Source organism: Pseudomonas sp. HMSC065H01 (assembly GCF_001815235.1).
Lineage (GTDB): Bacteria > Pseudomonadota > Gammaproteobacteria > Pseudomonadales > Pseudomonadaceae > Pseudomonas > Pseudomonas aeruginosa.
Map to the genome: position 1 here is coordinate 236,954 of NZ_KV819895.1, position 11,357 is coordinate 248,310.

The 11,357-nt window shown below is 66.2% G+C and carries 10 protein-coding genes and 1 pseudogene; 4 read left to right on the forward strand and 7 right to left on the reverse strand.

Going from position 1 to position 11,357, the window contains the following annotated elements; translation table 11 throughout:
- Positions 1 to 1,244 (reverse strand): annotated as a pseudogene (mexB, locus tag HMPREF3014_RS17240) (multidrug efflux RND transporter permease subunit MexB); the annotation flags it as partial.
- 15 nt (positions 1,245 to 1,259) lie between these two features.
- Positions 1,260 to 2,411 (reverse strand): multidrug efflux RND transporter periplasmic adaptor subunit MexA, encoded by a 1,152-nt coding sequence (gene mexA, locus HMPREF3014_RS17245; RefSeq protein WP_003118819.1) that lies wholly within the window; start codon positions 2,409 to 2,411, stop codon positions 1,260 to 1,262.
- A 274-nt stretch (positions 2,412 to 2,685) separates the two neighbouring features.
- On the opposite strand from mexA, the gene mexR reads away from it, so the two are divergent.
- Entirely contained in the window at positions 2,686 to 3,129 is a 444-nt protein-coding gene (mexR, locus tag HMPREF3014_RS17250; RefSeq protein ID WP_003114897.1) for an effux pump transcriptional repressor MexR, read from the forward strand.
- Positions 3,130 to 3,197: 68 nt separating this feature from the next.
- Here the strand turns inward: mexR and HMPREF3014_RS17255 are convergent, their stop codons facing one another.
- The 3 genes from HMPREF3014_RS17255 to HMPREF3014_RS17265 form a co-directional block, all read right to left on the reverse strand.
- Positions 3,198 to 3,773, reverse strand: coding sequence for a YceI family protein (locus tag HMPREF3014_RS17255; RefSeq protein WP_003084626.1), 576 nt, complete (start codon positions 3,771 to 3,773; stop codon positions 3,198 to 3,200).
- Positions 3,774 to 3,784: 11 nt separating this feature from the next.
- Positions 3,785 to 4,354 carry a cytochrome b gene (locus tag HMPREF3014_RS17260; protein ID WP_003106133.1) on the reverse strand — a complete coding sequence of 190 codons (570 nt, stop codon included), beginning with the start codon at positions 4,352 to 4,354 and terminating at the stop codon, positions 3,785 to 3,787.
- Between the two features lie 180 nt (positions 4,355 to 4,534).
- Positions 4,535 to 6,025, reverse strand: a complete 1,491-nt coding sequence (locus HMPREF3014_RS17265; protein WP_003118815.1) for a flavin monoamine oxidase family protein — start codon at positions 6,023 to 6,025, stop codon at positions 4,535 to 4,537.
- Positions 6,026 to 6,198: 173 nt separating this feature from the next.
- On the opposite strand from HMPREF3014_RS17265, the gene HMPREF3014_RS17270 reads away from it, so the two are divergent.
- From HMPREF3014_RS17270 to HMPREF3014_RS17280, 3 genes are all read left to right on the forward strand, one after another.
- Positions 6,199 to 7,602 (forward strand): adenosylmethionine--8-amino-7-oxononanoate transaminase, encoded by a 1,404-nt coding sequence (locus tag HMPREF3014_RS17270; protein ID WP_003117900.1) that lies wholly within the window; start codon positions 6,199 to 6,201, stop codon positions 7,600 to 7,602.
- 92 nt (positions 7,603 to 7,694) lie between these two features.
- Positions 7,695 to 8,417 (forward strand): 16S rRNA (uracil(1498)-N(3))-methyltransferase, encoded by a 723-nt coding sequence (locus HMPREF3014_RS17275; RefSeq protein ID WP_023086910.1) that lies wholly within the window; start codon positions 7,695 to 7,697, stop codon positions 8,415 to 8,417.
- 34 nt (positions 8,418 to 8,451) lie between these two features.
- Positions 8,452 to 9,867, forward strand: a complete 1,416-nt coding sequence (locus tag HMPREF3014_RS17280) for a hypothetical protein (RefSeq protein ID WP_004346594.1) — start codon at positions 8,452 to 8,454, stop codon at positions 9,865 to 9,867.
- A 7-nt stretch (positions 9,868 to 9,874) separates the two neighbouring features.
- Here HMPREF3014_RS17280 and HMPREF3014_RS17285 read toward each other — a convergent pair whose 3' ends face one another.
- Together HMPREF3014_RS17285 and HMPREF3014_RS17290 are read right to left on the reverse strand one after the other, a co-directional pair.
- The gene (locus tag HMPREF3014_RS17285) at positions 9,875 to 10,486 is read right to left on the reverse strand and encodes a LysE family translocator (protein ID WP_003084610.1); all 612 of its coding nucleotides are present in this window, start codon (positions 10,484 to 10,486) and stop codon (positions 9,875 to 9,877) included.
- Between the two features lie 75 nt (positions 10,487 to 10,561).
- Complete coding sequence (locus HMPREF3014_RS17290) at positions 10,562 to 11,356, reverse strand: AraC family transcriptional regulator (protein ID WP_003106121.1); 795 nt, start codon at positions 11,354 to 11,356, stop codon at positions 10,562 to 10,564.
- Position 11,357 lies beyond the last annotated feature (1 nt).

The window sequence follows — 11,357 nt, forward strand, 5'->3', positions numbered from 1 at the left end:
TTCTCCACCACCACGATGGCGTCGTCCACCAGCAAGCCGATGGCCAGCACCATGCCGAACATGGTCAGGGTGTTGATCGAGAAGCCGAACGCGGCGAGCACGCCGAAGGTCCCCAGCAGCACCACCGGTACGGCGATGGTCGGGATCAGCGTGGCGCGGAAGTTCTGCAGGAACAGGTACATCACCAGGAACACGAGGAGGATCGCCTCGCCGAGGGTCTTCACTACCTCATGGATCGAGGCCGAGACCACCGGGGTGGTGTCGTACGGGTAGACCACCTTCATGCCCTGCGGCATGAACGGTTCCAGGTTGGCGATGGTCTGGCGGATCGCCTTGGCGGTATCCAGCGCGTTGGCGCCGGTGGCCAGCTTGATCGCGATACCGGACGCCGGGCTGCCGTTGAACTGCGCGTTGATGCTGTAGTCCTGGCCGCCCAGGCCTACATCGGCGACGTCCTTCAGGCGCACCTGGGAACCGTCGGGATTGACCTTGAGCAGGATGTTCTCGAATTGCTCCGCGGTCTGCAGGCGGGTCTTGCCGATGATGGTGGCGTTGAGCTGCTGGCCCTTGACCGCCGGCAAGCCGCCGAGCTGGCCGGAGGAAATCTGCACGTTCTGCGCCTGGATCGCGCTGCTCACGTCGCCGGGGGTCAGCTGGTAGCTGTTCAGCTTGGCCGGGTCGAGCCAGATGCGCATCGAGTACTGCGAGCCGAACACCTGGAAGTCACCGACGCCCTTGGTCCGCGAGAGCGGATCCTGGATGTTGGAAACAATGTAGTTCGACAGGTCTTCCTTGGTCATGCTGCCGTCGGTGGAAACCACACCGACCACCATGAGGAAGTTCTTCACCGCCTTGGTCACCCGGATCCCCTGGCGCTGCACTTCCTGCGGCAGTAGCGGGGTGGCCAGTTGCAGCTTGTTCTGCACCTGGACCTGGGCGATGTCGGGGTCGGTGCCCTGTTCGAAGGTCACGGTGATGGTCATGCTGCCGTCGGAGTTACTCTCCGAGGAGATGTAGCGCAGATTGTCGATCCCGTTCATCTGCTGCTCGATCACCTGGACCACGGTGTCCTGCACCGTCTCGGCCGAGGCGCCCGGGTAGCTCACCTGCACGGCGATGGCCGGCGGGGCGATGGCCGGGTACTGGTTGACCGGCAGACTGAGGATCGACAGGCCGCCCGCGAGCATGATCACCAAGGCGATCACCCACGCGAAAATGGGCCTATCAATGAAAAACTTCGACATTACGAATCCCCTTGATCAGCCCTTGCTGTCGGTTTTCGCCGGAGCGGCGTCGGCCTTCTGCGCGGACGCGACATTCTTCGCCGGCACGGTCTTCACCTCGACACCCGGCTGCACGAACTGCAGGCCTTCGGTAATGATCTTGTCGCCGGCGTTCAGGCCTTCGGTAACCAGCCATTTGTCGCCGATCACCCGGTCGGCCTTGATCACCCGCAGCTCGACCTTGTTCTGCGCGTTCACCACCAGCGCGGTAGCCTGGCCCTTGAGGTCGCGGGTCACGCCTTGCTGCGGAGCGAGGATGGCCTTCTGCTTGACGCCTTCCTGCAACTGCGCGTGAACGAACATGCCGGGCAGCAGCTCGTTGTTCGGGTTGGGGAACACGGCGCGGATGGTGACCGAGCCGGTGCCTTCGTCGACGGAAACCTCGGAGAATTCGAGGCGACCTTCCAGCGGGTATTGGCTACCGTCCTCCAGCTTCAGGGAGACCTTCGCCGCGTTGTCGCCGGCGCGCTCCAACTGGCCGCTGGCCAGTTCGCGGCGCAGGCGCAGCAGGGCGGTGGACGGCTGGGTGACGTCGACGTAGATCGGGTCGAGCTGTTGCACGGTGGCCATCGCGTTGGCCTGGCCGTTGGTCACCAGGGCGCCTTCGGTCACCGCGGAACGGCCGATGCGGCCGGAGATCGGCGACAGCACCTTGGTGTAGCGCAGGTTGATCCGCGCCTGCTCCACCGCCGCCTTGGACTGCAGGTAGGCGGCATTGGCGTCGGCGTACTGCTGCTTGCTCACGGCCTGGTCGGCGACCAGCAGCTTGTAGCGCTGGGCCTGCTCCTGGGTCGAAGCCAGGTTGGCCTGGGCGCTCTGGTAGTCGGCCTCGTAGGTGGCGGGGTCGATCTGGTAGAGCTGCTGCCCGGCCTTGACGTCGCTGCCTTCCTTGAACAGGCGCTTGAGGATGATGCCGTTCACCTGGGGACGCACCTCGGCGATGCGGAACGCATTGGTCCGGCCCGGCAGCTCGGTATTCAGGGTCACCGTCTGCGCTTCCAGGGTCACGATCCCGACCTCCGGCGTTTGCGCCGGCGGCGGCGCCTCGCTTTTTCCGCACCCGGAAAGGGCCGAAATCGCGACCAGCAGGGCCGGAACCAGTACACGCATGGCTGGCGTTCGTTGCATAGCGTTGTCCTCATGAGCGAAAGCGGCCGATGCAGCGTGAAGGCGCTGCACCGGCTCGAAGAAGGCAGGCAAAATACTTACATTCATAGGTGTTTGTAAACGTCCGAAAGCCTCGCGTGAAAACACCTGAAACGTTTTAGCTCGATGGCCGGTTATCCACCCGGCGCCATGGCCCATATTCAGAACCTGAAACAAGGTTGATAAGGTCAACTAAAATAAGCAAAATAGTTGACTGGATCAACCACATTTACATTAGGTTTACTCGGCCAAACCAATGAACTACCCCGTGAATCCCGACCTGATGCCCGCGCTGATGGCGGTCTTCCAGCATGTGCGGACGCGCATCCAGAGCGAGCTCGATTGCCAGCGACTCGACCTGACCCCGCCCGACGTCCATGTATTGAAGCTTATCGACGAACAACGCGGGCTGAACCTGCAGGACCTGGGACGCCAGATGTGCCGCGACAAGGCACTGATCACCCGGAAGATCCGCGAGCTGGAGGGAAGAAACCTGGTCCGCCGCGAGCGCAACCCCAGCGACCAGCGCAGCTTCCAGCTCTTCCTCACCGACGAGGGGCTGGCCATCCACCAGCATGCGGAGGCCATCATGTCACGCGTGCATGACGAGTTGTTTGCCCCGCTCACCCCGGTTGAACAGGCCACCCTGGTGCATCTCCTCGACCAGTGCCTGGCCGCGCAACCGCTTGAGGATATTTAAGAACATTCTTTTCGAAGCACAATGAAAAACGCCGGCGATCGCCGGCGTTTTTCGTTTCAGGTATCCGCTTACTGGCGAATGCCTTCGACGGAGAGCAGCAGCTCGACTTCCTGGGATGCCGGGCCGAGGTCCATCTTGATGCCGAAGTCTTTCAGCTTCAGGGTGGCGCTGCCTTCGAAGCCGGCACGGTAGCCGCCCCACGGGTCGTCGCCCTGGCCGATCAGCTTGGCCTTGATGGTGACCGGCTTGGTCACGCCGTTCAGGGTCAGGTTGCCGGTGATGTCGGCGCTGTCGCCGTTGGCCTTCACTTCGGTGGATTCGAAGGTAGCGGTCGGGTTCTTGCTGACGTTGAGGAAATCACCGCTGCGCAGGTGCTTGTCACGCTCGGCATGGTTGGTGTCCACGCTGTTGGTGTTGATGGTCACCTTGACCTTGTCGGCCGACGGGTTCTTCTCGTCGAAGGTGAAGCTGCCGTCGAAGTCGTTGAAGCGGCCGTACAGCCAGCTATAGCCCAGGTGCTTGATGCGGAACTCGATGAAGGCGTGCTGGCCTTCCTTGTCGATCTTGTAGTCCGCGGCCATTGCCTGGCCGGCGGTGAACAGTGCGGAGCCGAGCGCCAGCGCGGCAAGGGTCTTCTTCAGCATGGACATTCTCCTTAACGTGGTTGTTGATCATTCGACGAGCGACCGAGCATGCGCTTTAGGGTCGGGTCGCGGTCGACGAAGTGATGCTTGAGGGCGGCCAGGGCATGGAGGACGGCGAAGACCACCAGCGCCCAGGCCAGGTAGAGATGGATTTCACCCGCGACGTCTGCCTGGTCGGGCAGCCCGCTGAGGGTTGCCGGCACGGAGAACCAGCCGAACACGCTGATCGGTTCGCCGTCGGCGGTGGAAATCAGGTAGCCCGCGACGATCACCGCCAGCAGCAGCCCGTACAGCGCGAGGTGGCCAAGCTTGCTCGCTACCCGCGTGAGCGGACCGTGGTTGGCCGGCGCCGGCGGCGGCGGGCTGACGAAACGCCAGACGATCCGCACCAGCAGGGCAATGGCCAGCAGGATGCCGATGCTTTTATGCAGCGCCGGCGCGGGGTGGTACCAGGGGTCGTAATAGCTCAGTTCGCGCATCCACAGGCCCAGGCCGAACAGGCCGAAGACCACCAGCGCGCTGCCCCAGTGCAGGAACAGGCTGAATACGCCGTAACGGGATGAGGTATTGCGCCACTGCATGAAAAACTTCCTTGAAAAGCGAAGCCTCAAGACTAGCGGCAAATCCATCGAGTTAAAGCAGAAAATTCTGCTTTGAAACATCGATTCACAAGATAGGTTCGCAGGCTAAGAAAAAACCCCGGATTGCGCTGCGAACCGGTAAGCGCAAGGCGCCGGAGCTTCCGGCGCCGGCGAAGGGGATCAATCGAACAGGCGGGTGAACCAGGCGAACGGGTTCTTCTTCTCGCCGCCGGTCGTCGGTGCGGCCACCTTCTCGGCCTTCGCCACCATCGGCGCGCCCTCGATCACCGGCGTCTTGCCGGCATACAGGTCGCGCACCTGGCTGGCCGCGCGCTTGCCGCTACGCAGCGCGCCCTCGATGGTGCCGGGGTACAGCGCATCGGTGTGCTCGCCGGCGAAGGCGACCCGCGACAGCGGCTGTTCCCAGATCCGCCAGAAACGCGTCACCTGGCCCGGACCGTAGGCCAGGTAGGAACCACCGGTACCCGGATCGGCGCTGTAGCGACGAATTTCGTAGCCGGCGAAGGCACCGCGCATCTTCGGATAGAACTTGTTCATGCGGATCAGCACCTGATCGACCATCTGCCGGTCGCCGAAAGCCTGCAGCACGCGGGCGTTGTCGCCGGACAGGTTGATCAGGACGTTGGCGCCGCCTTTCAGCGCCGGCTCGACCCAGATCATGCCCAGGCCCTGGTCGCTGAAGATCTCGCCGGAGAGGCGCGACTTGTCGTCCCACACCGGACGCTTGAACTTCAGCAGGATCTGGTCGCGCCAGCCATAGTTGGTGCCCTTCAGCGCGGACATCTGGGTACCGCTCAGGGACGGGGTCATCTGGATCTGGCCGAGCGCCTTCAGCGGCACGGCGAGAACCACGTAGTCGGCCTTGTAGGTCTCGCTGCCGGCCTTGACGGCGACGCCGTCCTTGGCCTGGACGATGCTCGACACCTTGGATTTGGTCTTGATCGTCTTGATCTGCTTGACGAAGGCTTCCGCCAGCACCTGGCTGCCGCCGGGCAGGCGCGCCGCGCGCAGGTCGCGGTCGTCGACGCCACGGTAGGCGCGGCCCTGCTGGGCGAGGTAGAGCAGCGACAGGCGCGACGGTTCGTCGTAGCGCGAACGGATACGCTGGTTGACCAGCAGGCGCGCGGTCGGCGACAGGTTCAGCTTGTCCAGCCAGCGCGCGGCGTTCATCTGGTCGAGGGCGAACAGGGTATTGCTCGAGGCAGGGTTGAGCGGGTCGGAGATCGATGCCGAGAGATCGTCCAGGGTCGACTCGAAGCGCTTGAGGTCGGCGGCGACGTTCGGCTGCTTGAGCGCGAGATCGCTGCTGCTGTAGTACAGGCCGTCGATCAGGTAGCTGGGGGTGCGGACGAAGTCCGGCGCCGGCACCGGCTTCAGCTTGAAGGTGTCCAGGTAGGCATTGAGCGTGGGCTGGACCTTCTGGTTGCCGACCCATTCGCTGGTAGCCAGGCCGGAACGCCCGCCCACCTGCGGCCGCGCTTCGAGCACCGTGACCTGCCAGCCGTCCTTCTGCAATTCGTAGGCCGCGCTCAGGCCTGCCAGGCCCGCGCCGACGACGATCGCCGTAGGCTGTTTATCCTTGCCCAGCGCCACCGCGCTGAACACCCCCAACATGAGAAACGCCGCGGCGCGCAGCCACCTTAACGACATACCGGACTCCCCAGGAAAAAAGCAAAGACGCAACGGCGCGCAGCATACGCCAGAGCCGTTTGGGCCACCATAGGAGTCCGTCGGCGGCTGCTGTCGGATGTGTCCCAACCCGCCGGGTTGTTCATCTCACCCCCATTGCATAGGCTTTGCCGATCGATCCGAGGAGACAGCCCATGGGCCTTAACGCCGACTGGATGCAGCGCGACCTGAACGTACTCTGGCATCCCTGTACCCAGATGAAAGACCACGAACGCCTGCCGGTGATCCCGATCCGCCGCGGCGAAGGCGTCTGGCTGGAGGATTTCGAAGGCAAGCGCTACATCGACGCGGTCAGTTCCTGGTGGGTCAATGTGTTCGGTCACGCCAACCCGCGCATCAACCAGCGCATCAAGGACCAGGTCGACCAGTTGGAGCACGTGATCCTCGCCGGATTCAGCCACCAGCCGGTGATCGAGCTGTCGGAGCGACTGGTGAAGATCACCCCGCCGGGGCTCGACCGGGTGTTCTACGCCGACAGCGGCTCGGCGGGCATCGAGGTCGCGCTGAAGATGAGCTACCACTTCTGGCTCAATAGCGGCAGGCCGCGCAAGAAGCGCTTCGTCACCCTGACCAACAGCTACCACGGCGAAACCATCGCGGCGATGTCGGTGGGCGACGTGGCGCTGTTCACCGAAACCTACAAGTCGCTGCTGCTCGACACCATCAAGGTGCCCAGCCCGGACTGCTTCCTGCGTCCGGACGGCATGTGCTGGGAAGAACATTCGCGGAACATGTTCGCCCATATGGAGCGCACCCTGGCCGAAGGGCACGACGAGATCGCCGCGGTCATCGTCGAACCGCTGATCCAGGGCGCCGGCGGCATGCGCATGTACCACCCGGTCTACCTCAAGCTGCTGCGCGAAGCCTGCGACCGCTATGGCGTGCACCTGATCCACGACGAGATCGCGGTGGGCTTCGGCCGCACCGGGACGATGTTCGCCTGCGAGCAGGCCGGCATCGCCCCGGATTTCCTCTGTCTGTCCAAAGCCCTCACCGGTGGCTACCTGCCGATGTCCGCGGTGCTGACCAGCGAGACCGTCTACCGGGGCTTCTACGACGACTACCAGACCCTGCGCGCCTTCCTCCACTCGCACACCTATACCGGCAACCCGCTGGCCTGCGCCGCCGCCCTGGCGACCCTGGACATCTTCGAGGAAGACAAGGTGATCGAGGCCAACCGCGCGCTGTCCACCCACATGGCCAGGGCCACCGCGCACCTGGCCGACCACCCGCATGTCGCCGAGGTGCGCCAGACCGGGATGGTCCTGGCCATCGAAATGGTCCAGGACAAGGCATCCAGGACGCCCTACCCCTGGCAGGAGCGCCGCGGCCTGAAGGTCTTCCAGCATGGCCTGGAGCGCGGCGCGCTGCTGCGCCCGCTGGGCAGCGTGGTGTATTTCCTGCCGCCCTACGTGATTACCCCGGAGCAGATCGACTTCCTCGCCGAGGTGGCCAGCGAAGGCATCGACATCGCCACCCGCGACGCGGTCAGCGTGGCGGTCAGCGACTTCCACCCGGACCACCGCGATCCGGGCTGAACGTCGCCGCCCCTTCGTTCCGAGGGGGCCGGTTCCAGCGCCCCGCGGCAGGCAGTAAACTGCGCGCCTGTCGCCACTACCCTCGAATCGCCATGCGCCTGTCCCGCTTCTTCGTCGACCAGCCTCTCTCCCTCGGCCAGCACGACCTGCCCGAGGCCCAGGCCCACTACATCGGCCGCGTGCTGCGGCACGCCACGGGCGACGCCGTGCAACTGTTCGACGGCAGCGGCCGGGAATACCTCGGCGAGCTGGTCGAGGTCGGCAAGAAGAATGTCCGCGTCGAACTCCGCGAGCAGTTCGCCGGCCAGCCCGACTCGCCCCTGCGTATCCACCTGGGGCAAGGCCTGTCGCGCGGCGAGCGGATGGACTGGGCGATCCAGAAGGCCACCGAGCTGGGGGTGGCGGAAATCACCCCGATCGTCAGCGAGCGTTGCGAAGTGCGCCTGAAGGACGAGCGCGCCGACAAGCGCCTGCAGCACTGGCGCCAGGTGGCGATCAGCGCCTGCGAGCAGTGCGGCCGTTCGAGCCTGCCGCTGATCCATCCGCCTCTGGCCCTGGAGGACTGGCTGCGCGGGCGGGACGATGACCTCAGGCTGGTCCTGCACCCTGTGGCCGCCCCCCTGGCCAGCCATGCGCCGCCGTCGCGCCTGGCCTTCCTGGTGGGTCCCGAAGGCGGCCTGAGCGATGCCGAGGTGGAGCAGGCTCAGGCGGCCGGTTTCCACTCCGCGCGCCTCGGCCCGCGAGTGCTGCGCACCGAGACCGCGCCGGTGGTAGCGTTGGCGGTGGCCCAGCAACTCTGGGGCGACTTCACCTGATATCCCTCCCGCCGCTTTACAACGGCGACAGCCAGTGAATACCGTTGCGCAACCCACTTCGCAACGGATCGCACGCATGGACACGCCCGTTACCTTCGATTGGAAGATCCGCCTGCCCGACGTGCTCGGCGTACTCCGCCGAGACTATGCCGGACGCTTCCCGCAGTTGGCCTCCGCCGCACTGGAGACGCTGCTGGAGCGCCTGCGCGACGACCTTCCCGAGGATTTCCTGCCAGCCCTCGGCCAGGAGCTGGAATCCCTCGGACTGGCGTTGGTGGAACGCCTGGACGAAGACGACAGCCTGAACCTGTACGTGGTCGGAGCCCCCCACAGCCAGCGCCTCCTCGATGCACTCGCAGCGCAGGGCCACAACGCCCGCACGCTGCGCCAGGAAAACGCCCCCGAGGGCGCCCGGGCGGCCCTCCCCGCCGCCGCGCCGGCCGGCCTGGCGCCGGCTTCGGCCTACATCTGCCTCGAACACGCCGAGCACCTGGCGCCCGGCCTGGCCATCGCCCGCCTGCCGGGCGAGGACAGCCGCGACCTGCTGGACCTGCGCCAATGGCCCAGGCTGCAACGCCTGCCCGATGGCGCGGAGGAAACCCAGGGCGCGTTGCTCTGCCGGGCCAGTTCGGCGGACGGCCTGCACGCCTGGGTCAGGATGACCCGTTCGGGAAGCCCCTACGCCTGGCTGCATCGCTCCCGCGACCTCGCCTCGTTGACGCCCGAACTACCGCCCTTGCCGCTGCCGCCGGCGCAGTCGTTGCGCCAACGCCGCACCCCGGAACTTGCCATCGGCCTGGCCGGGGACGACCTGCTCCTGGCCGACCGCGGCCTGTTCTTCCTCTATCCGGGCTTCGCCCAGGGCAACGACGAACCGCGGTTGCTCTTCGAGGTGCCGCAAGCGCGGCGCTCCATCGAGAATCCGCCGGCGGTCTTCACCACTCCGGACCAGCGCGTCTGCCTGCTCTCCCGCGGGCAGTTCTTCGAATGGCGCGAGGCACGCATCCAGCCCCTGCCGTTCCCCGTCGGCAAGGATCTGCCCGCCGATCCGGCGCAACCGACCTCGGCGGCGCCCGGGACCATCGTCTGGCTGGAGCGTGAAACGCTCTGCGAAGGCCGGCTCGACAGCGGCGAGATCCGCAGCCACTCGCTGGACGGCCTGGCCGAAGGCCCCTACCTGAAGCTCCAGGCCCTGGACGGAGGCTGGCTGCTCCTGGCGCCGTGGCTGGAACCGCATCGCTCGCGGGACCTCGCCCAGCTCTGGCACCTCGAATCCGGCCGGGCGCTGCGCATCCGCTACGGCGAACTGGACCTGGAGGGCGGACTACAGCACTGGGCGGAGCTGCCCGACGGCCGGATCGTCGTCGGCGACCATGCCCGGCATGTCGACCTCGGCAGGTTCGAAAGCCTGCGCCAACGCCTGCTGCGGCGGCGCCTGGCGCCGGCCTGAGGCGCGTCTACAGCCCGCGCAGCGCCAGTCCCGCCAGGCCGAGCAGGAGCACGCCGCAACCGGCGTAGCTGACGCGGTGCCAGAACAGCGAGGTGTTGCGCCGCAGCCAGTCCACCAGCGCCGCGCAGCAAAAGCACCAGATCAGCGACGAGAGCATGAAACCGGCGAAGAACACCAGCGACTGCGCCTGGTTCGGCGTGCCGTCGACGATCCCCGCCAGGGCGCTGCCGAGGGCACCCCAGTAGACCACGTTCTTCGGATTGGACAGGGAGATCGCCGCGCCGGCGCCGAAGGCGTTGCGCCCCTGCTCGCCGGCATCCTCCGCCGCCAGCGGCGGACTCCAGGCGTCGCGCAAGCCTTGCACGCCGAGCCAGGCCAGGTAGGCGGCACAGGCCAGGGTCAGGGGAATCCGCACCTGCTCGTAGCCCAGCAGCAGCGCCAGTCCGGTAAGCCCGAGCAGGGCCCAGACGGCATCGCCGATCAGCGACCCCAGTTGCACCAGCAACGCCGGGCGGAAGCCGCCGGTCAAACCGCGGCGCAGCGTTTCGCTGAACACCGCGCCAGGGGAAACATTGAAGGCGAAACCGAACAGCAAGGCGGCGAGGAAGATGGCGAGCATGGAACGACGACTCCGTGGTGGGACGTCGGATTATCCCGGCCGGCGGCTCCGCCGACTTGAACCGGATTGCGCAGTTCAGCCGCGCACGGCGCGCTGGTAGCGGCCCGGCGAAATGCCGTAGGCGCTGGTGAAGTAACGGGTCAGGTGGCTCTGGTCGGCGAAGCCCAGGGCGTGGGCCACCTCGCCCACCGCCAGGCCACGGCGCAACAGGCCGAGGGCGCGGCGGGTGCGCAGTTGCATGCTCCACTGGCGCGGGCTGAGCCCGGTGGCCTTCTTGAACGCCCGCAGCAGGTGGTATTTCGACAGGCCCACCTGCTCCGCCATCTCATCCAGGTCCGGCGGTTCGGCCAGGCGCTCGGCGAGCAGCGCCTGCAGGCGGGCGACAGCCGGGCGCCCAGGATCGGCCCTCTGCGGCAGGCGGGTGCCGCTCGCCGCCAGCAGGCGGCCAAGGAAATCCAGCAGGCGCTCCTCGCCCCGTTCGCGGGCGAAACGGTCGCTGGCCAGCAAGGCTTCGATGCTGGCGGCCAACTCGCGGCCCAGCGCCGGACTGCGCAGCAGCGGGCGGTCGAACTCGACGGAGGAAAGATCCAGGCTGCTCGCCAGTTCGGCGGCAGGCAGATAGAGGCTGGCGAAGCGCCAGGGCTGGCCGTCGCGGACGCCGCCGCCCTGGATCTGCCCCGGGTTGTAGAGGGTCAGGTCGCCGCTGTCGGCCTGGAAGGTACGGCCATCCAGCCAGACATCTTCCAATCCGCAGAGGTTGGCGCTGATGACGAACTCGTCGTGGCTGTGCTTCTCGAAGCGGTGCCCGGCCAGGCTGGCGCTGGCGACCTCGAGGAAGGCGCCGATCCGCGCGTGCTGCAGGCCGGCCATG